General features: G+C 55.5%; 21 protein-coding genes and 2 pseudogenes. 9 read left to right on the forward strand and 14 right to left on the reverse strand.

Annotated elements, in window-relative coordinates:
- From BN77_RS34530 to nifT, 5 genes and pseudogenes are all read left to right on the forward strand, one after another.
- Positions 1 to 257, forward strand: a 257-nt coding sequence (locus tag BN77_RS34530; protein WP_208856491.1) for a hypothetical protein, incomplete at its 5' end; no start/stop codon positions are given.
- Positions 258 to 339: 82 nt separating this feature from the next.
- Positions 340 to 607 (forward strand): annotated as a pseudogene (locus BN77_RS35370) (nitrogenase cofactor biosynthesis protein NifB); the annotation flags it as partial.
- A gap of 142 nt (positions 608 to 749) precedes the next feature.
- Positions 750 to 944, forward strand: a complete 195-nt coding sequence (locus tag BN77_RS32965) for a 4Fe-4S binding protein (protein WP_007539188.1) — start codon at positions 750 to 752, stop codon at positions 942 to 944.
- A gap of 46 nt (positions 945 to 990) precedes the next feature.
- Entirely contained in the window at positions 991 to 1,299 is a 309-nt protein-coding gene (locus BN77_RS29355; RefSeq protein ID WP_007539191.1) for a nitrogen fixation protein NifZ, read from the forward strand.
- Positions 1,296 to 1,502, forward strand: coding sequence for a putative nitrogen fixation protein NifT (gene nifT, locus BN77_RS32970; RefSeq protein ID WP_016558493.1), 207 nt, complete (start codon positions 1,296 to 1,298; stop codon positions 1,500 to 1,502). Before BN77_RS29355 ends, nifT begins: the two co-directional genes overlap by 4 nt.
- 117 nt (positions 1,503 to 1,619) lie before the next feature.
- Here nifT and cysC read toward each other — a convergent pair whose 3' ends face one another.
- From cysC to BN77_RS29410, 10 genes are all read right to left on the reverse strand, one after another.
- Entirely contained in the window at positions 1,620 to 3,524 is a 1,905-nt protein-coding gene (gene cysC / locus BN77_RS29360) for an adenylyl-sulfate kinase (protein WP_007539192.1), read from the reverse strand.
- Positions 3,524 to 4,423, reverse strand: a complete 900-nt coding sequence (gene cysD, locus BN77_RS29365; protein WP_007539194.1) for a sulfate adenylyltransferase subunit CysD — start codon at positions 4,421 to 4,423, stop codon at positions 3,524 to 3,526. Before cysD ends, cysC begins: the two co-directional genes overlap by 1 nt.
- 1 nt (position 4,424) lies before the next feature.
- Complete coding sequence (locus BN77_RS29370) at positions 4,425 to 5,180, reverse strand: sulfotransferase (RefSeq protein WP_007539196.1); 756 nt, start codon at positions 5,178 to 5,180, stop codon at positions 4,425 to 4,427.
- A gap of 540 nt (positions 5,181 to 5,720) precedes the next feature.
- On the reverse strand, positions 5,721 to 6,488 hold the full coding sequence (locus BN77_RS29380; RefSeq protein ID WP_040679149.1) for an ABC transporter permease: 768 nt from the start codon (positions 6,486 to 6,488) through the stop codon (positions 5,721 to 5,723).
- 14 nt (positions 6,489 to 6,502) lie between these two features.
- Positions 6,503 to 7,423 (reverse strand): nodulation factor ABC transporter ATP-binding protein NodI, encoded by a 921-nt coding sequence (gene nodI, locus BN77_RS29385; RefSeq protein ID WP_007539201.1) that lies wholly within the window; start codon positions 7,421 to 7,423, stop codon positions 6,503 to 6,505.
- Positions 7,420 to 9,138, reverse strand: coding sequence for a nodulation protein NodU (nodU, locus tag BN77_RS29390; RefSeq protein WP_007539202.1), 1,719 nt, complete (start codon positions 9,136 to 9,138; stop codon positions 7,420 to 7,422). The genes nodI and nodU overlap by 4 nt, the downstream gene beginning before the upstream one ends.
- A gap of 14 nt (positions 9,139 to 9,152) precedes the next feature.
- Positions 9,153 to 9,872 carry a nodulation methyltransferase NodS gene (gene nodS, locus BN77_RS29395; RefSeq protein ID WP_040679092.1) on the reverse strand — a complete coding sequence of 240 codons (720 nt, stop codon included), beginning with the start codon at positions 9,870 to 9,872 and terminating at the stop codon, positions 9,153 to 9,155.
- Positions 9,793 to 11,142: a chitooligosaccharide synthase NodC gene (nodC, locus tag BN77_RS29400; RefSeq protein ID WP_007539206.1), complete on the reverse strand. Its 1,350-nt coding sequence runs from the start codon at positions 11,140 to 11,142 to the stop codon at positions 9,793 to 9,795. The genes nodS and nodC overlap by 80 nt, the downstream gene beginning before the upstream one ends.
- Positions 11,129 to 11,812 carry a chitooligosaccharide deacetylase NodB gene (nodB, locus tag BN77_RS32975; protein WP_007539208.1) on the reverse strand — a complete coding sequence of 228 codons (684 nt, stop codon included), beginning with the start codon at positions 11,810 to 11,812 and terminating at the stop codon, positions 11,129 to 11,131. Before nodB ends, nodC begins: the two co-directional genes overlap by 14 nt.
- A complete protein-coding gene (locus BN77_RS29410) occupies positions 11,809 to 12,399 on the reverse strand; it encodes a NodA family N-acyltransferase (protein WP_007539210.1) in 591 nt (196 codons plus the stop codon). Before BN77_RS29410 ends, nodB begins: the two co-directional genes overlap by 4 nt.
- 301 nt (positions 12,400 to 12,700) lie before the next feature.
- Between BN77_RS29410 and BN77_RS29415 the strand changes: the two genes are divergently transcribed.
- Positions 12,701 to 13,642: a LysR family transcriptional regulator gene (locus tag BN77_RS29415; RefSeq protein WP_007539212.1), complete on the forward strand. Its 942-nt coding sequence runs from the start codon at positions 12,701 to 12,703 to the stop codon at positions 13,640 to 13,642.
- Positions 13,643 to 13,676: 34 nt separating this feature from the next.
- On the opposite strand, the gene BN77_RS29420 is transcribed toward BN77_RS29415, so the two are convergent.
- Complete coding sequence (locus BN77_RS29420; protein WP_028749486.1) at positions 13,677 to 14,180, reverse strand: helix-turn-helix domain-containing protein; 504 nt, start codon at positions 14,178 to 14,180, stop codon at positions 13,677 to 13,679.
- A gap of 1,157 nt (positions 14,181 to 15,337) precedes the next feature.
- Between BN77_RS29420 and repC the strand changes: the two genes are divergently transcribed.
- On the forward strand, positions 15,338 to 16,477 hold the full coding sequence (repC, locus tag BN77_RS29425; protein ID WP_007539216.1) for a replication initiation protein RepC: 1,140 nt from the start codon (positions 15,338 to 15,340) through the stop codon (positions 16,475 to 16,477).
- Between the two features lie 151 nt (positions 16,478 to 16,628).
- Here the strand turns inward: repC and BN77_RS29430 are convergent, their stop codons facing one another.
- Both BN77_RS29430 and BN77_RS29440 read right to left on the reverse strand, forming a co-directional pair.
- Entirely contained in the window at positions 16,629 to 17,132 is a 504-nt protein-coding gene (locus tag BN77_RS29430; protein ID WP_007539218.1) for a helix-turn-helix domain-containing protein, read from the reverse strand.
- Between the two features lie 410 nt (positions 17,133 to 17,542).
- Entirely contained in the window at positions 17,543 to 17,788 is a 246-nt protein-coding gene (locus BN77_RS29440; protein WP_244426286.1) for a hypothetical protein, read from the reverse strand.
- Between BN77_RS29440 and BN77_RS29445 the strand changes: the two are divergent.
- A pseudogene (locus tag BN77_RS29445) lies at positions 17,724 to 17,945 on the forward strand (transposase domain-containing protein); the annotation flags it as partial. The gene BN77_RS29440 and the pseudogene BN77_RS29445 overlap by 65 nt on opposite strands.
- A gap of 130 nt (positions 17,946 to 18,075) precedes the next feature.
- Here BN77_RS29445 and tnpB read toward each other — a convergent pair.
- Complete coding sequence (gene tnpB / locus BN77_RS36080) at positions 18,076 to 18,450, reverse strand: IS66 family insertion sequence element accessory protein TnpB (RefSeq protein ID WP_085989879.1); 375 nt, start codon at positions 18,448 to 18,450, stop codon at positions 18,076 to 18,078.
- Here tnpB and BN77_RS29450 point away from each other — a divergent pair.
- Positions 18,373 to 19,141: IS110 family transposase (locus tag BN77_RS29450; protein ID WP_051177325.1), on the forward strand; the 769-nt coding region annotated here is incomplete at its 3' end. The genes tnpB and BN77_RS29450 overlap by 78 nt on opposite strands.

Genomic DNA, 19,141 nt, shown 5'->3' on the forward strand with positions numbered 1-19,141 from the left:
GGTTCCAGGTGACTAGCGCCACTTCGGCAGGATGCGGCAGCATCGATTTTGGATTGTGTCGGCACCTCTTGAAGGGAGGTGTTGATGACCATTTTCTTACCGCAAACGAAAAAGCGCGGAATGTAACGTTGGGATCACTACATCCAGCTGTTGCCAAGACGTCAATGCTACAGCAGTGGTTTCTTGCTGCCAACGAGATCCGCATCAACCTAGTCGGCTTGGCAACCATCAGACTTGGCACAGATGTTGCTAAATAGCCCGTCATGTTCACAAAGAATGGAGGTGTTTAGTGACCACATTATTGAGTTCGCGTGACAGCCTGCCCAGCGCAAAACCCTCACCGGGAGGGACGCCGCTGAAATATTGCACAGGCCGCAGACGCTGAGCCTGGAGATGATGGCGGAGCGGGGAAGATAAACTCGGTTATGATCCCGGCGTGAATGATAGGCATCTGGTTGAGGTGAACAGATGGGTTAAGGAGCCGAGAGCGTTTCTGCACAACATTATGCCGCTCATTTCGGATCCAGCACACGGCACTTTTTTCGGCCTCACAGGACAGCGCTCTTCTACCCCCAGGGAATTGAAAGCACTTCGAGATCGCTTGGATGACTTGGCAACGCCGGCATCCGTGCCGTTGACGAACATGGGTTCCATTATATTGAAACTGCCATGAGCGCCGTCTATGCGGCTGAAACAAGTGCTGGATACGCGATGGCTTGAGACCCTTCAAACAGGAAAGGAGCGGATGAATGGCTTTCAAGATCATTACTTCTCAATGCACACAATGCGGTGCATGTGAATTCGAATGCCCTTCGAATGCGATCGAATTTAAGGGCGACAATTATGTTATCGACCCTGAGAAGTGCACGGAGTGCAAAGACCACTTCGACACACAGCAATGCGTCTCAATCTGTCCGGTCGCTCAAACCTGCGTCCCGGCCTAACCGCAGATCACGCACACGTCGGCCATTTCAGGACAAGAGGTAAATTATGCAAATTGCAATTTCGCCGCAGGTAGAGATCGTCTCAAGGCCAGTATTCTTGCCCGGTGACCTCGTGATAGCGAGGATCGACGTCAAGAACGACGGCACCGATCCAGGAAAGCGCTTTGGCGGAACCTTGGTGCGGCAGTTAGACAGCGGCCATGTGCTCGACGTTGGCACTTTTCTCCAGCAATTCTACATCAACGCGGATGAATGGACCGAAGCGGAGGCTATTGTCGGTATGCGAGCAAGAGAACTCGCCTGCGGGAAAGACCACATGGGCGCGTGTTTGCCTGCCCAAGGACTAGCAGGATGAAGGTCATGATCCGGCGTTCACCTGAGGGCTTATCTGCATATGTACCAAAGAAGGATTTGGAAGAGCCAATAGTCGAGTTCGAAAAAGAGAGCCTCTGGGGCGGCTCCGTCCTGTTACGAAATGGGTGGCGACTTCTCCTGCCAGATCTGCCAGATGACACTCGCCTGCCGATAACTGTTGAAGCGCGTCGTCTGCTCGACTAGGCAGGCCAGAATACTGGCATGCCAGATGTTCCTGAGAACGAAGGCTATTTGCAGGACTTGCCGTACACGACCTCATGGTCCGGATGTTCACCTGTCGATAGGATGTCCTAACCAGAATTACGTCCCAATATGCGTCCTGGTCCGCTCCTTGAGGAAGCTCTCGATTTCACGAGCCAGTATCGTCGGTTCATGACCAACCGTCTTGAGGTGCAGTTCGGGTTGCTCAGGAGGTTCGTATGGCGACGAAACCCCTGTAAAATCCGTGATCTCACCTTTCAACGCTTTCTCGTAAAGTCCCTTCGGATCACGTCTCACACATTCCTCCAGCGGCGTATCAATGAAGATTTCCACAAACTCTCCCTCATCCATAAGCTCCCGAGCAATACGGCGCTCCTCTCTAAAAGGGGAGATGAATGAGCAGATGACTATGAGCCCCGCGTCGGCCATGAGTTTCGCGACCTCAGCCACCCGCCGGATGTTCTCGATTCGATCAACGAAACCGAACCCAAGATCACGATTGAGTCCGTTGCGCAAATTATCGCCATCAAGAATATATGTATGCTTGCCACTGGCGTGGAGCAACGTCTCCAGTGCGTTTGCAATCGTTGACTTTCCAGATCCGGACAGCCCCGTAAACCATAAGACTGCTGGTTGCTGTCCCTTAATTTCGGCACGGGAAGCTTTGCAAACGTCAAGGGATTGCAGATGTATATTGCTAGGGCGGCGAAGGGGAGAAACCATCATTCCGGCGCCGACGGTCGCGCCGCTTGCCCTGTCTACTAAAAGGAAGTTTCCGGTCGAACGATTCTGCTCGTATGCGTCGAATGCGAGCGGCCTCTGCGCCAAGATGTTGCACACTCCGACCTCGTTCATCTCCAGCGTACTTGCTGGCTGGCAGAGTAGAGAATCAACATCAACGCGGTGCCTTAACGCCGTAATGGTCGCTTCGACACTGTCGTTCTCCGTCCTTAACAGATAGCTCCGGCCTGGACGCATCGGATCAGGGTCGAACCAGATGAGGCAGGCTTGGAAGTGATCGTCCACATATGGACGCGACGAGGGAGATACGAGGATGTCGCCTCGGGAGACATCCAGTTCGTCGGAAAGGACCAGTGTGACTGCGTCACCTTCTCTTGCGGACAAAAGGTCCCCGTCAGCAGTCACAATCTTTGCAACTGACGAATGCGAGCCTGATTTTGCAACAACGACGGGGTCACCGACGCGAATCGTACCGGATGCTACTCTACCGGCGTAGCCGCGGAAGTCGGAATGGGGGCGAATGACAAGCTGTACCGGGAAACGCGGCACCTTATGCTTTTCAGTGGAGCAAACCTCGAAATCCTCCAAATACTCAAGAAGAACTGAGCCCGCGTACCACGGAACGTTTTTCGACCGAAAGACAACATTGTCTCCAAACCGCGCCGACATCGGAATGGCATCTACGGTTGCAAACCCGAGGGTTTCGGTGAAGGCCCTAAAGTCGTTGAGAACAGCCAGATACTTGGATTCGCTATATCCTACGAGGTCCATCTTGTTGACCGCGAGAACAATGTGACGAATCCCGAGAAGTGATAAGAGATGCGTGTGCCTCTTCGTCTGACGAAGAATTCCCTGCCGGATATCCACCACAATAACAGCGAGATCTGCGGTAGACGCTCCTGTCGCCATGTTCCGCGTATATTCATTATGGCCTGGCGCGTCCGCCACAATGAATTTGCGCTTCGGGGTCGAAAAAAACCGATGCGCGACATCAATGGTGATGCCCTGTTCCCGCTCAGCTTGGAGGCCATCCAACAATAGCGCAAAATTCAGTTGCTCACCGTCGCCGTGACCCCTGGCAGAAGACAGGCTGGCCAGTTGATCTTCGCACACCAGTTGCGCATCGCACAGCAGTCGTCCCATCAGCGTTGACTTTCCGTCGTCGACTGAGCCACAGGTTATCACCCGAAGTGGTGACTTCGCCTGAGCGGGCCAAGTGTCCGCGCCACGGAGTTTTGGAGCTCTTACTAGAGAGCCTGACATCAGAAATACCCCTCGCGCTTCTTCATCTCGAGTGCGCCAGCCTCGTCCTGATCTATCAGCCGCCCTTGGCGCTCCGAAGTGCGCGTGGCGGCGATCTCTGCCAGAATTTCGGGCACATTCCTTGCTCGCGACCTAAGCGCCCCTGTCAAAGGGTAGCAGCCGAGGGTGCGGAAGCGCACCATGGAGTGCGAGATTTGATCGTCGGGTCGAAGAGGCATACGCTCGTCATCGACCATGATGATTAGGTCACCGCGTTGAACCGTCGGACGGCGTGCTGCAAAATACAGCGGCACCACCTGGATCTTCTCCATCTGAATGTAATGCCAGATGTCGATCTCAGTCCAATTCGAAAGGGGGAAGACACGCATCGTTTCACCCGAGCCCAGTCGGGTATTATACGTCCTCCACATCTCCGGGCGTTGGCGTTTTGGATCCCAAGCGTGCTGCGCGCTTCGGACCGAAAAGATGCGTTCTTTCGAGCGCGACTTCTCCTCGTCCCGACGAGCACCCGCTAACGCTGAATCGAAGCCATACTTGTCAAGTGCTTGGCGGAGAGCTAACGTTTTCATGACGTGCGTGTATGTGTTGGCACCGTCGTTGAAAGGGTTGATGCCCTGTTCAACACCCTCGCGGTTAACATGCACGATGAGCTCCAGGCCAAGGTGGTCTGCGGTACGGTCACGAAACTCTATCATCTCGCGAAACTTCCATTGCGTATCCACGTGCAGCAACGGAAAAGGCGGTTTCGAGGGGAAAAATGCTTTCATTGCAAGGTGAACCAGAACCGAGGAATCCTTACCAATGGAATACAAGATAGCGGGGCGCGAAAAGTTGGCAGCGACTTCCCGGATGATATGGATCGCTTCAGACTCAAGGTATCGAAGATGGCTTTGCCGCATATCAGAGCTCAACGTGCTGGCAGGCGTCGTCAAAGAATTTTGAATACGGCCCATCTTGGAAGTGGAGTCTTAGCTCATCATAATTTTGGATAGATCGCTCAAGCGATCTTGTTTCCTGACGCTCGATGGCTGTTTCAAGCACCCGCTGCAATGGTGCTAGCCCCATAAACCTCAGAACATGGGAGAGACACGCGTTAGTATCGCTGATCAGATCCTCATAATCGATAACCAGCAGGTTGAATGGTGCGAACGAAGCTCTTACTTTTGACAGGAATTGCTCGGCCTTTTGGAAATAGATCTCGCAGTCCTCAATCCGCAGCCGAACGCTCGGCGGAGGCGCTGCATCGTGGATCGACCGTAACTTTAACCACTTCCCGCTCTGTCTTGCTTGTACTAGCGACCGCAAAGACTCGAGAGTGTTTCGCCTTTTGAGGAAAATAACTCTTAGCCCCGGCCACCTGGCGAGCTCATCGAAAAAACCTGGCCGCTCCTCGAACTGAGGTTCGTTAATCTTGCAGCCGATACGTAGCAAATTCTTGTCAATCCGCGGCAGGCTACAATAGGCGTATGCCAGTAGTTCTCGGTCGGGCAATAACAGCCGATCCTTATTTGACCAATTTTCATCATAGGCGTTGAGGAGTTCGCCACTGCTATGCACCTCGGGGTGCTGGTTGAGGAGAGCTTCGAGATAATGCGTGCCACTTCGCGGCATGCCGAGAATGACAAAGGGTTCTGCCAACCTTGTCGTAACGTTCATTGCACTGTTCCCTTAAAATGTCCGCGTCCATAAAGGCCAAAGCTGATTGTCCAATGTTGCTTTCGTCGCATCAAGGTCATGGCGACAGGGGTCCGTACCGGCGATAGATGGCCTGCATGCCGACCAAAAGCTCCTCGGCCAGCTTCGGGTCCACCGCTGCAAGATTATGTTTTACTCGTGCAAGTGAGCTCGCGCCCACGAGAGGACTGGCGACAAACGGCCGGCCGATGACGAATGCGAGGGAGCCATGTACTGAACCAACACCGTGCTTCCGAAACAGTGCCGTGTGTGCGAGTGCGGGATCTTGGGCCCGCTCCTCGTTGTAACGAAAAAAACGACCGGGTACGGGGTACATCTCCGCCTCGTCCACGAAGTTTATGCGAGCCTCTGGAGTCGCATCCAGCTGGGAATGTGCCTCATCTTCCGTATTTAGCTCGCCCCGACTCATAGTTCCCGGGCCGGATCCGCTACTATTCAGGCCACTACGGGCGAGTGCGCGGCGCTGCATGACCAAAACTCCTTTCGAAGGCTATAGTTGCTTCAGGGCATTAGGCGCCGTCGCAGCAGCGCCACTGCCAGAAAAAATGGTAGAAGAGCATAGAGACAGAGGGCACCCAGATGCAGGCCAGAGCCGAGGCACGGCTCCCCGAGTATGGCTGGCCGGACAAGGTCGATGGCGTGGGCAAGCGGCAACAGTTGGCTTGCGTACTGTAAAACTCGTGGTAGTTGACTGGCTGGGAAGACCGCTCCGCATAAAAAGAGCATGGGCGTCAGAAATAGCGTCTGGTAGAAGATGAAATACTCGTAGCTTGGAGCAAGCGCCATCACTACCATTGCGAGGCTGGCAAAAGCCAACCCGGTCAACGCCACGACTGGAAGTACAGGCCACAGCGCGGTCCACGGAGCATAACCAAAAACGATCGCGACTATCATTATGCCGGTACCAGCAAGAAACGCCTTTGTGGCCGCCCAAACCAGTTCACCAAGCACAAGGTCGCCGAGGGTGAGTTGCGTGTAGAGTATGGCCTCCCACCTTTGCGTCTGCATTCGGGCAAAAGCGGCATAAATGGTTTCAAACGTTGCCGACGTCATGGCGCTGGCGGCTACCATACCGCCTGTCAGGAATGCTATATATGGTGCGCCCTCCACGTGGCCAATCATCATCCCCAGACCCAATCCCAAGCCGAACATATAGATTATCGGGTCAGCGAGATTGCCAAGGATTGATGCAACGGCAACCCTTTTCCAGGCCAGGTAATTTCGTAGCCAAACCGAAATCCAGTTCCATGCATTTGCCGGCAGCGTCATCGCGATAACATGCCTCACGCTCTCGTCTCCAAGTCGCGACCTGTCAGTCGTAAAAAAACGTCTTCCAAATTCGGCGGACGTTGGAGGACACGCAACTCTGAGCGGGCTCTGAAGTGAGCTAGCACCGGCTCCGGATTGCGGACATAGCAAAACACCGTTTCACCGCTGACCTCGACCCGCTCGGCATGGGGAGCAACGAGTGCCTGCATTTCATGTGGATTGCCCCCATATACTTCGATGACCTGGCAGCCGATCTGCTCCTCGATGAGCGAATGTGGACGACCTTGCGCTATTATACGACCTCGTTCGACCACACACAGGCGGTCGCAAAGTCGCTCGGCTTCTTCCATGAAATGGGTTGTCAGAATTATTGTCTTGCCCTGAGCTAACAGCGCGCGCAATCGCTCCCATATGAGATGGCGCGCATGGGGATCCAGTCCCGTTGTTGGCTCATCCATGACCAATAGAAGCGGGTCGTTGATCAGGGCGCGCGCGAGGGTCAGACGTCTCCTCATGCCGCCAGATAAGTCGCCTACGCGGGCGTGCGCCTTATCTTCCAGACGAGCGAACTCGAGGAGCGAGGGTATAGTTCTTTCTACTTCGCCTCTTCTCATTCCGAAATATCGGCCGAACACCAGTAGGTTCTCGCTAACCGTAAACTCGCTATCAAGATTGTCGAACTGAGGGACAACCCCGATCCGCCTTCGCGCCAGGCGGGCGCGGGCAGGTACCGAAATGCCAAGCACTGTGATCTTGCCTACGTCCGGCTGCGCAACTCCCAGTATCATTCGGGCGATCGTGCTTTTCCCCGCGCCGTTCGGACCTAGAAGGCCGAAGCACTCCCCGGCGTTTACACTGAATGACAGGTTTTCCACGACTAAGTTGTCGCCGTAAGATTTCCGGACGCCCTGCAGTTTGATTGCTACCGAAGTCATGCGGTAGCCGCTCCAAAGTATTCATCCTCATCACCACGGGGCCGTTCGTTACGTTCGTTGCTGAAGAGGGTGCCGGCCGACCACACGTTCGCAACCTTTCCCCAATCACAGGCAGAGCGGACGTCTGGAAAGAAGCCGCGCCCGTGGTGGTTGGCGCTTGTGTTGCAGAGGAGCGGAATGCCGGTGAGGCTTTCGTACTCAACAAGTAGCTGCGCGATTGGATGCGTCGAGTTTCGAGACATGGTCTGCAACCTTGCCGAACCGTCAAGATGTACAACTGCAGGGATCTCGCGGCGCCAATTGGCGCGAGTTTGATGGTCGAACAACATGTAGGGATCTGGTGTTCCCGGATTGAATATCTCGGGCGCCCGGTCTTCCAGACAAATTGGTGCAACCGGCCTGAAATGCTCGCGTAACTTAATGTCGTTAAGGAGATCCTTCATGACCGGTGATGTCGGCGATGCGATAATACTTCGGCCGCCTAAGGCACGTGGCCCTAGCTCGGCATGACCTGTCAGAAATACGACAGGTTCGTTCTTTGCAAGAAGCGCCGCAAGATCCGCTAAGCTACAGGGAGCGGCTTTCCACCCCGGCGGAACATCAGCGTCCCTCAAAACGGGGCCGCTATAAACGGACCAGTCGATTGAAACAAAGCCGTCACTTGCAGCCATCGCGCTACACGCTGCACCAATGGCGGACCCGCTGTCGTTAGGGAATGGAGGAACAAAGACTTGCGCAAAGAGACCGGTGTTTCGAAGAGCGCTGTTCCATTTGATATTCAGCCCGCAACCGCCCGCGATACAGAGATTCTGCGGTCCCGGATATGGATGGCGTAGCATTGCTGCGCCCATCTCGCGCACCAAAAGACGTTCGAGGAAGGAATGGAACGAAGCCAGCACGTCCTCGGCCGGCTTACCGGCCAGTCGCGCGACACTTGCATCGAAGAATTTGTGAATAGACGCCAACGAGGTCTCAGCGTCGCCGGTACCGAATCCACAGTAGTCGTCTGTGCTAGTACCCGACAGGAAATGCTGCTCGTGAAGTTCCTGGAATATCGAAATGATGTCTTCGTGCGCCGATCCGAGCGCGATGAAGGCCATCAGCTTGCCGGCTAAGCCAAGGTCCCAAGTCAATTGGCTTGAGCGCTTGTAAGGTCCGAAATAATGCCCCGCAGCCGCATAGGCCTGGCCTATGATTGGAAAAAGCGACTGCAGGAACCGGGCGCCGCCGCGGTCCACGTGGTAGAGGCGCGGAAAGATGCAACCGTCCCATATTAGGCAATAAGAGGGCTCTGCGGCGGCAGCGAACGGGCTCGTGCAATAAGCAGATGCGATGTGGCCGGTGACATGAGAAAAACTCCTATAGGGAAACGACTTGCCGCCGATAACTAGCCCTGTCCCCTCTACGGGATCAAGCACTCCATCAGGCCGACGTTCAACATAGGGTCCGCCCCTCAGCACCAGAGGCGCCTGACCGCTGGATACGTTGAAATGAGACTCCGCTTCGCCGTCCCAGCCATCAATAACAAACTGGTCAATATCGTCGGTTTTCAGTCCGTGATCCGCCAGAATATCGATGACAGTATCGAGGTTGTCGATATTCTGATATCGCGGGTTGTTTTCGCGCTTCTCCTGTTCGACGGAGAAAATCAGCCGACGATCCTCTAGCAAAGCTATTGATCCGTCATGTGTTAGCTTAATACCACAGATACGCATAATACCTCCAGATCTCAGCGCTCAGTCATTCGGGGGTCAAGAAGAGGCTTAAGAAAACGAGCCAGTAGGCAGTCCTCGTTGTCAGAGCCGCCCTTCAGCTCAACACGCTCTACTTCGACCAACGTTTCGTTGAGCAATGTCATCACGGTCTCCGCACCGGCAGCATGCCCCCAACGTTTGCAGTTGGCATCACGGGCGGAGCCAAATAAGAGGTGTCCTCCGGGAGCAAGTATTCGCAACAAGTTGCTGATAGCTGCTCGCATCTGTGCTATCTCCCCCAGGTAGTAGAGAACTTCTGCAACAACGATCAGGTCGTACATCTCTCTTGATGAGAACTGTCCAACGTCTGAGACTATCCAACTGATATTCTTTGGGTTGTTTGTCCTGCGACGCGACCGGGTAATTGCCTGTGGTACGACATCAATTACGGTCAAATGCCGGCAGTGAGGCGCAAGTTTCTCAGTAAACGCCCCAGCAGCACAACCAACCTCGAGTGCGTTGTCAATCGGTCTTCCTGCAAGTGCTAGCCTTAACATTTCGGCGTGGCGCTCTCGTTCAAAAGGGCTTCCATCCAGCCGCCACGGGTCATCCGCAGCTAACTCGCGGCTCAGAAGTTTATAGTTTCCACTCGATTTCATTGCCGTCTCTCCTGCATTAGTCTTCACTGCTGAGGCTGTCGTAAGCCATCGGCCTTGAAGCATCCCGCGCAAGAGTGCATCGATGAAAGGGAGCATGACTGCCGCGCGCACGAGTACTCGGCGAGAATGTATCCGTGGCCGATGTAGACACATCGGCAGGGGGCTTCTTGACTGTGGAACCTCGCGACAGCCAGTCGCTGTTGCTCAAAGTGCAAAGGGCGTAGGCCTTCACCGGAAGAAGAAGGAAAATATTGATGAGCGTGTGCAGAGAAAAGCCAAGGAACCGAAACTGACGTGCTCGAGCCGCAGCAACGGCGCAGCGAGTAATTGTCATTACGGCTAGCATGTAAACGGTCCAAAAAGGGATTGTCCAAGTCTGAGCGAACTGCGCAATGCCCGCAAGAACCGCTATCGCTAGCAACAACGGGCCAATGTTCTGGCCAAGGACATCTAGTGTGAGGAAACGATCGAGGCTGGGCAAAAGGCCCAGCGCCAGAAACGTATCCCGAAAGGTGCTACGTGCCCAGCGGAGTTGTTGACGAAGGTACGGTCGGATGCGTGCCGGGACGACAGTCGCTGCAATCGCATCGGGTACGTATTCCGTCCGAAAACCTGCTTTCAACATCAGGATGGTCAGATGTCGATCTTCGCCGAAGTCGCTTCGCTTCCCCCTGAACATCTGCGTTTCATATTGATCGAGCACCGAAGATAGCGCTGTCCTGCGATACATCGCGCACGGACCGCAGCAACACATGACGGCGCCGAAGCGCGCTTGCGCGGCGCGCTCTTCGTTGCATGCTAACCAATATTCCATGTCGATTAGCCGTGTCAGCCATGTGTCATGCCGGTTGCTCGCAGCTAACTGCCCCATCGCTGCGCCGATCGAGGTGTCGCGCATCGCCAAAGCAAGTTTCTTGACAACCTCAGGCTCAAGGATGGTGTCTGAATCTACGTTGAGAACCAGATCTCCGGATGAGCGACGGATTGCGGCAATCTGCGCCTTCCGTTTACCTACGTTCTCCTCCAACAGGATTATCGTAAAACGTGGATCCCGCGCAAACTCGGCATGCACAGCCGTGACGGCATCAAGGTTGCTTGAGCCGTCGTCGACAAGGTAGATAGAAAGATCTCCAGTATATTGTTGGCCCGCAATTGAATTGAGGCAAGCGCGAAGAGCAACCGGACTCTCGTTAAATGCCGGTACGATAACGTCCACGCTCGGGAGCGCCACGGGTCCTTTTGGCTCACCACAAGCTTGTTGGTACCTCGAAGGGCGCGCGTAGATAGCCTGCATGCTCTTATAAGCCGCCGACAACGCCGCATATAACGAAATTGCCACTGTGCTGGTAGTCTCAAGCAGGAACATGGGGATGGCCTTTAGTAGTTTGCGGAAGCGGGCTAATCGAATAACCGCGAGTGCGCAGGGCGGGGATGAGATGGGCAAGCGCTGCTATCGTTTGGGAGCGGATGCAGGCCCCAGAGGCGGCCTTCAACTCATTCGGAGGACAGCCGTCATGCAACAATATCACTGCCCCAGGCCGTACACCTTCGAGTACCGCAGTGACGATGGCGTCGACTCCTGGGCAATCCCAGTCTCGCGGGTCAACGGACCAGTGGATCGAGACCAAGCCGGCGCGCTGGCACGTCTTGAGGACTTCTTGAGTCCATATCCCATATGGCGCACGCATGTAACGGAGGCAGGCTTGGGGACAGACCGCAGAGATTGTGCTACCAGTCGTGAAGATTTCATCTTCCAATTCGGACACACTGCACTGTGACAGATCCGGATGTGTCATAGTGTGGTTGGCGATCTGGTGCCCTTCGGCGATCATTCGCTGTAGAATCTGTTTCTGGGCTTTGGCATAGACTCCGATTACAAAAAATGCGGCAGGCGCCTGATACTCCGAAAGGACATCGAGAATTTGTGGCGTGCAGATTGGATGTGGACCGTCATCGAACGTGAGGTACACTGTCGGCGCATCCGCTCTGTCTGCACAAGGTCTTGAGATCTCGTATAAGCAATCCAATGGCGTCATAGCTCTGGTCCGTTCCGATCGATTGTATTCCCCGCTGGCCAGTCCGACATCAGCTTGCTTATTGGAAGTACGATGACCAGTGGGTCCTCAAGGCGAACGGGAGCCTTGTCCACCCGAGCCTCGCGCAGCGTTGAACGCACTTGGATATTTTTTAAGATCGTTACCGGACTATACCGACTAAACCGCTGAATGTGTTTGTGGAGCTGAGGCCGAACAGTTCCGAACGCGAAAGGAACAGCGAGCTGCTGCAATACCGGCAGCACCGTACGGAGCGAGTGGCTGATACCGAGACCCTTCAAGTCGCGGCGCACCCCGTACAGCCCAAGTTCGGCTACCAGAAGGTCGGTTGAATCAACCTGAATGAACCTCCGCAGGAGACCCATATGAGCCGCAACGCCCCTGGCGTCATAGCCTATAGCCCGAAGCTCAGGTCTTGCTCCTGCCCAGCTCCGAGCCTCTTCGAAGGGCTTGGCGTTGAATGTTCCTGTGGGTCCGTAAGTTTTCCGAAAAAAATCCGCCAACTCGACATGATCCGCTAGATCCAACTCGTTTTCCCAGCGCAGCTTCCAGTCTACCTGCGAACCCATGACTTGGCTCCTCTTGTTCTGGCCTTGCAATACAAGGGGGACTTCTCAGGTCCAAACCAGCATTCACCACTTCCCGCCAGTCACCTCGACTACCCAAATACTATGTCTTCGGCAGTCAATATCTTTCCTCCGGCGGATATCAACTATCTATTCCGCGCCGCTATACAACTAGCGTCGGATTTATACTTGTTTTATTCTTGACACGCATGTCGACTTAACGACATTTTCCTAATGCACCATCGTGCAAGATCGGTAAAATTGATTGTTTGGATGACACCCATCCATAAGGTGGATGACTAGGATGCGATTTAAGGGACTTGATTTAAATCTTCTCGTGGCGATGGACGCGCTCATGACGGAGCGCAATCTTACAGCTGCGGCGCGCAGCATCCACCTAAGCCAACCGGCCATGAGTGCAGCCGTCGGCCGGCTTCGTGCCTACTTTAAGGACGACTTGTTCCGGATGAATGGTCGTGAGCTTGTGCCGACGCCACGAGCAGAAGGCTTAGCACCCGCAGTGCGAGACGCACTACTTCAAATACAGCTGTCAGTGATATCGTTCGAACCCTTTGATCCGGTTAAGTCAGATCGCCGCTTCCGGATAATCCTCTCCGACTTCATGACCCTCGTCTTCATCGATAAAGTGGTGAAGCGAGCGGCGCGCGAAGCGCCCGGCACCAGCTTCGAGTTTCTTCCTCTGGCGGACGACTATGATGAGCTTCTTCGACGCGGCGAGGTTGATTTCCTCATCTTACCGGAGGTTTTCATGCCCGCCGCTCACCCGCAGATGAGGCTGTTTGAAGAGAAGCTTGTATGTGTTGGCTGCGGCAAAAACGAGCAACTTTCGGAGCCACTTTCATTTGACAGATATATGTCCTTAGGCCACGTAGCGGCTAAATTCGGCAACTCGCGCAGACCGTCTATCGAAGAGTGGTATCTGCTTCAGCACGGATTCAAAAGGCGAATCGAGGTCATCGTACAGGGGTTAAGCATGATCCCGCCGGTCCTATCCAACACGAACCGGATAGGCACCATGCCGTCGCGCCTTGCACATCATTTTGCGCAGACTTTGCCGCTCACGATAATGGAGCTGCCGTTACCGCTTCCTTCCTTCAATGAGGCCGTGCAATGGCCTGCCCTCCATAATAGCGATCCGGCCAGCGTTTGGATGCGCGAGATCCTGGCGGATGAGGCGTCGCAATTATTTCCGGCGTCTATTCGGAAGCAAAATGGCGAGCTTTAGGCCCGGCGCTCCCAAAGGATCCTGCTCGGCGCTCTTATACATGAGGCGACCTCGGCTCATGAGTCATGACTTTAAGCCCATCGTCGGTCGGAGTCTCGTCACCCTCGCTTAGTCGCGCCAACAAGCTAAGCACATCACGCAACGTCTCTTCATCAAAGCACCTGAGCTTTTTGATGCATGTTAGGATCACTTCCGCCCGGCCTTTCGTTTCGCCCCACAGATGGGGCGCGGCGGGCGCGATGATCTCTTCAGGCGTAGCGTCAAGAACTTCGCAAAGATGTATCAAGCGACCGACCGTCAGGCGTGAGACCTTGTTCTCATACCGGCCATAAACTTGCTCGCTGAGGCCTAGCATGGGCGCGAGTTTTGATCGCGGTAGCTTTCGCCTATTGCGCGCTTCGCGGAGGCTGAGACTGATCTGCCTCTCGAGTTCAGCGCTTAAGACGATCACTCCCTGAAACGGCTTCCTGTAAATCGTCTTGCCGATAGCCGGATCCTCGACTTCCCGCAACCCGTGCTCTTTGACCCATTGCTTCAATGACCGTCCCACCCATTCCTTACAAAATAAACTGCTATAATCTTTATAAGCGAAAGTTTGCAGGGTGAAACCATGAAAGTGCACGCGGTGATCATTTTTGGCGCATTCTGGATAGCCCTAAATACAAGACTTTGCCACGTCTACGTGCTGTGTTCTACCGCTCAACACAGTTGAAATGGGGTGCGCCCGAGGAGAAACCGGCGGACGAGATACAGCCTAACGACCTTCGAACATGGGCCAATTTGGCTCAAATCTTCCGTTGCTGTTCCAGGATCGCGCTCGCGTCCAACGCAGAAGCATCAAGGGCTGAAACCCAACCCGACTAATCGGCGCTGCATACGATGCGCGTGGCAGCACTCGCTCTCCAGGAGCAGACCAATCAGTCGCTGACGACGACCGTGCCATCGCCAGCGCATCGCCACTAAGGGCTTTATTCGCTCGCCACGGACACGAGCGAAACGCATGAACAAATCACAATAGGCCGTACATTTGACACGTTCGCCGTCGACACCGCGTCACTTGCCGCGCAAGAACAACGATGATCGATTCGGCGCCTCCGGCGAGCCAATCGAGCTGATCGAAAATCTGTTTGCCCCTCCCCACCTGCAACACTGGCCAGTTGTTCCGGCGGCGAAGCCTCCGGGAAGAGCGCCTGGCGCAGCCAGCCGTGGTTCAGCCAGCTATGGCTCCCCCTCAAGGTTTGATAGACCAAGCGGAGCCGCACTGCCCGGGTCTTCTGTCGCGGCCTTGCCCAAGGTCGGACGAGCCGCCGCGCCAATTTGGATCCGCGACAAATAGTCGTCCCTAAGATTTTCCAGCCACTATTACCCGCAATAAAAGGCGATTTTTAAAGGCGCTCGGCTGAAGATGCAGCGGCCGTTTCGCAAGATCTGGCCATAGCTTGCGCCAAATTGATATCTTGCGATAAGCTTGAACCGCAATTTAGCGCAACGTTACGCAGCCCGCGAGTCGGGCTGTAGATGGAGAATGAATGTAGGAAACCAGAAAAAGAAAACCGCTCCCGAAAAACTCCGGAAGCGGGCCTGAAAGAGATCAATTAAGCCAAATTTGTTTTCGCAGACCCTTCCTTCCTTGTCAACATAAAACGCCTTTCGGTGGACGGCGGAGCTTTGCCTGGTCCCAACTGGAGACAGGACATGGAAGATTACACGGACGACCGACGGCCGGTTGGACGAAGGGTTACCCCTGCGCGTACAGCGTTTCGTCGCCTGGCAGAATCAACTGAACTCGGGTCGGTGACTCGTGGACAGCTGGCCGTGCTGGCGCAAACGCTGCCTTGCACCGGGCTCATAAACGGGACTGAAAGTCACCTTTTAACAGTTTTGGTTAACACCGCTCCAACCGAGGCTTTTTCCAGGTCCGGGCGACCAATCGTCTTCAAGTCAAACCGACAGCTGGCTTTCGAAGTAGGCCGTTCGGCCGGGCGTGTCAGTCGTATTCTTTCCCGACTGTTCGACCTCGGCCTCGTTACAATGCAAGACAGTGGGAATTATAAGAGATATCCGGTGCGAAACCCGCATGGCGAGATCGCAGAAGGATTTGGGGTAGATCTCCGGATCTTGGTAGCACGCTACGGAGAGCTCAACGAGAATGTGAACCGGGCACGCGCTGAAAAGAGAGCTAAGGACGCCGCTGCCGCGCGGTACCGTGGTGCGCTCCGCAACGTACGTTACGCACTTTCTTCCCTTGAAGGGTGCACTTCAGTCCAGGCTATCGGCAACCGCATCAATCGGGTTGCCAATATCGTAGGTATCCCTGCAAAAGCAACGGAGGACAAGCTTCGCCGGGCTACTGCCGTCATCGAATCTTGCGTGGATCGGCTTATGCTTCTAACAAGCGCCGAAAGTAATCCGGGCGAAAAAGCGACACACCCGTATGCCTCAAACGACAAGCAACACGAGAGTACACTCCCTAATCAATTAGGAAGTAACGGCTTGCCAACGGGAACACTAGCGGCAACAGCCCAACGTCGAGCAGGAAAGGGGCATGCGAGATCGGTGCTCGATCAGCATCAGCAAAAAATTCGAACAAGCGCGATTAATTTTGATCGTCCAGTCTTGGTAGGTATTCGCGATGTCTTGCGTGCTGCGCCATCGCTCACCGACTTTGGATGCGCTCCACGCAACTGGTCGGACCTTGTTCAGGTTGCGCCTTTCTTGTGCCGTCTCGTGGGGATAACAGAACTGGTTCACTGCAGCGCGATAAATCAGATGGGGCGGCAACAAGCCGCGGTTGCCGTCGCCATCACCGTAGAAAAACAAACCGGCTCGAAGTGAAATCACCGAACGGCTACCTGAGGGGAATGACCAAGCGCGCCGCGGCTGGTGAGCTACGTCTCAGTCACTCCGTATTCGGGCTCGCTGCTCGTAGCCCCCCACGAGAGATTTGTTGAGGATAAAGAGGGAGTACGCTGCGCTTTATCTGTACTCAAGCATCGGTGCCGTCTGTGCCGATGGATGCTAAAGCTGTTTGATGGTCTTGTGGAACGAGGCGCCTAAGGAGGCGTAGTAGATCACCGACTACTTCGCCCGGTAGTTCCCTCATGAGCCGGTCGACAGCGATTCGATCGGCAGCTTCCTCTGGCGTGGCGCCCCAGAGGTGAGGAGCGGCATGGAAGATAATATCAAGCGGCTTGAAGCCTAAGACTTCGCAGAGGTGGATCATTCTCGTGACGTTCATCTTTGAAAAGGCGCGTTCGTAGCGCCCATAGACCGCTGTTGAGAGACCGAGCATCCTGGCAACATCGGCGCGGGGCAGACCGATGCCCTCGCGCGACCTCTTCAAAAATCCGCTGATGAGAGCTTCCATCTCTCCCAGTTCCGTGATCGCACCGTCGAAACCGGGCTTTCTGTAAACCCGCTTATCTACTTCGGGATCCGTGGTCTCCACCAGCCCTTTCGCTTCCGCATACCTTGTCAAACTATCTCTCACCGAAGTCCTTTTCCCAACAGCTCACTTGTTTACGCGATATACGGCATTAAGACCTTTGCTCAGTCGCAATCGGACCTGGGCGGACCGATTTTTCTGGTTATAGCAACAATGCCTGACTTAGCCAATTTGCTTCATTGCGCCCCTGAATAAAGATGTCAAACTCGCCCGCGGAGCCGCCGCTAGCTGGAAGATCCCAAGCGCAATACTGGCAACCGATAAAAATAAACCTCTGAGAGCAAACGAGATTCACTCTTCGCCAGCGAGCTGGTCGGGAGGACGGCAGGTTCGCGAGCGCCCGAGGAAAGCCTCATGTGGACCGCCAGGGATCGCACTACCTTCTTGGCATAGGCGGGGCTTTGCCCATCATTCCCAGTCGAGGGATGGTGAAAACCATGGTAACGGACCGATTGTTACCGCGGAGATTTCGCTTTGAAGCGGGCGACCAGCTCCTCGTCGTCGACAAAGCAGTCGAGGAAGTCGTTCCATTCGTCGGTTGAACGGCGAGCAGAGGAGAGCATCTGCTCCAGTTCCTCCATGCCGTCGTCTGTCAGCGCGGTGATGGATTCGTCCTCCCCGTTATAGACGCTGATGGTTGGAAGACGCAATTGGCTCTTCGCAGGAGCAGACACGGGGGCGGAGACACTGGCACGTGCCATGACGACCATCGAAACGGCCAAAATGAATGGCCTCGATCCGCAGGCCTATCTCGCCGATCTGCTCGACCGCATCCACGATCACAAGATCAATCGCCTCGACGAACTGCTTCCCTGGAATTGGTCGCCTGTCGCCACCATCTGCGCCGAGGCAGCCTAATGGCAACAATCAAGCATGAAAACCATCCCGGCAGCGCCGCCTCACGGAAAGCCTTGTTCTCACAGATCAACAAGGTAGGGCGGCATGATCGGACCAGGGACCGGCGTGCGGGTGTACCTGGCCTGCGGGATCACAGACATGCGCAAAGGCATAGAGGGCCTGGCTTTCTGGCGCAATACATCCTGCGCGAGCGCAAGTACAGGCAGAAGCCTTGGCCATCAAAATAAAGAAGCTTCAAACGATCGCCACGTCTGCCTCGAAAGGCGAAGACCGCGCCGCCTCGCTGCCGGGGGATCTGCCTCCTGAGCCATCCATAGCAGCCAGCCACACCGCCTCGACCGCTGATTAGGCTCTGCGATTGATCGCTGTATAGGGCGACGACGGCGTGGGCGGGACGCCTGACCTTGTTCAACGCTTGGAGGGGAGAATGCGCATCAGTGTCGGCATGGATATTGCCAAGGACATCCACTGGGTTGCGGCCATCGATGGCGATGGCCTCATCCATATAGACCGCAAGGTCGAGAATACCCCGAGGGCGATCGCCGACTTGATCGAAGAGCTGAGAGCGCTCGGCGGCACGGTGCGCATCGGCCTCGATGTGGTGGCGGCATCGCCGGGCTCGTCACGGCCATGCTGGCCGAGGCCGGCTTCGCTCTGGTTCATGTGCCGGGTCTGGCCCATCAACCGGGCGCGGCAGGGTACCGTCGGCGGAGAGAACAAGTCCGATCCGCGTGACGCCCGCACCATCGCCGACCAGGTGCGCACCCGAACCGATCTGCGCACCATCGAACCCGCCGCCGAGCTCGACCTCGAGATCAGGCTGCTGGTGAGCCGGCGCCGCGATCTGGTCGACGCCCAGACTCAGCGTCTGGCCCGCATGCATGACCTGCTGACCAGTATCTTTCCCGGCCTGGAGCGCAGCCTCGACCTCACCACCAAGGGACCGCTGCAGTTGCTCACGCGCTATGTCACGCCCGCCGAACTGCGCGAAGCTGGCAGAAAGCGCATCTTGCGCCATCTCAAGGCCGGCGGCACCATCCCGCGCGCCGAACACCTCGCCGATCGCGCGCTCGAAGCCGCCGCTGAACAGACGCTTGCTGTGCCGGCCGAGCGCATGAGCGCTCGGCTCATTCGCGAACTCGCGACCGAGGCACTCGCCGCCAAGACGCGGCTGGCCGAGATCGACCGCGAAGGCT

Origin of the sequence: Rhizobium mesoamericanum STM3625, assembly GCF_000312665.1 — a bacterium.
Taxonomy (GTDB): Bacteria; Pseudomonadota; Alphaproteobacteria; order Rhizobiales; family Rhizobiaceae; genus Rhizobium; species Rhizobium mesoamericanum.

Excerpts from the sequence above, each read along its gene's own strand:
- BN77_RS32965 (WP_007539188.1), top strand. The coding sequence starts at position 750 with ATGGCTTTCAAGATCATTACTTCTCAATGCACACAATGCGGTGCATGT.
- BN77_RS29355 (WP_007539191.1), top strand. The coding sequence starts at position 991 with ATGCAAATTGCAATTTCGCCGCAGGTAGAGATCGTCTCAAGGCCAGTA.
- nifT (WP_016558493.1), top strand. The coding sequence starts at position 1,296 with ATGAAGGTCATGATCCGGCGTTCACCTGAGGGCTTATCTGCATATGTA.
- cysC (WP_007539192.1), bottom strand. The coding sequence starts at position 3,524 with ATGTCAGGCTCTCTAGTAAGAGCTCCAAAACTCCGTGGCGCGGACACT.
- cysD (WP_007539194.1), bottom strand. The coding sequence starts at position 4,423 with ATGCGGCAAAGCCATCTTCGATACCTTGAGTCTGAAGCGATCCATATC.
- BN77_RS29370 (WP_007539196.1), bottom strand. The coding sequence starts at position 5,180 with ATGAACGTTACGACAAGGTTGGCAGAACCCTTTGTCATTCTCGGCATG.
- BN77_RS29380 (WP_040679149.1), bottom strand. The coding sequence starts at position 6,488 with ATGACGCTGCCGGCAAATGCATGGAACTGGATTTCGGTTTGGCTACGA.
- nodI (WP_007539201.1), bottom strand. The coding sequence starts at position 7,423 with ATGACTTCGGTAGCAATCAAACTGCAGGGCGTCCGGAAATCTTACGGC.
- nodU (WP_007539202.1), bottom strand. The coding sequence starts at position 9,138 with ATGCGTATCTGTGGTATTAAGCTAACACATGACGGATCAATAGCTTTG.
- nodS (WP_040679092.1), bottom strand. The coding sequence starts at position 9,872 with ATGCTCCCTTTCATCGATGCACTCTTGCGCGGGATGCTTCAAGGCCGA.
- nodC (WP_007539206.1), bottom strand. The coding sequence starts at position 11,142 with ATGTTCCTGCTTGAGACTACCAGCACAGTGGCAATTTCGTTATATGCG.
- nodB (WP_007539208.1), bottom strand. The coding sequence starts at position 11,812 with ATGACGCCATTGGATTGCTTATACGAGATCTCAAGACCTTGTGCAGAC.
- BN77_RS29410 (WP_007539210.1), bottom strand. The coding sequence starts at position 12,399 with ATGGGTTCGCAGGTAGACTGGAAGCTGCGCTGGGAAAACGAGTTGGAT.
- BN77_RS29415 (WP_007539212.1), top strand. The coding sequence starts at position 12,701 with ATGCGATTTAAGGGACTTGATTTAAATCTTCTCGTGGCGATGGACGCG.
- repC (WP_007539216.1), top strand. The coding sequence starts at position 15,338 with ATGGAAGATTACACGGACGACCGACGGCCGGTTGGACGAAGGGTTACC.
- BN77_RS29440 (WP_244426286.1), bottom strand. The coding sequence starts at position 17,788 with ATGGCACGTGCCAGTGTCTCCGCCCCCGTGTCTGCTCCTGCGAAGAGC.
- tnpB (WP_085989879.1), bottom strand. The coding sequence starts at position 18,450 with ATGGATGAGGCCATCGCCATCGATGGCCGCAACCCAGTGGATGTCCTT.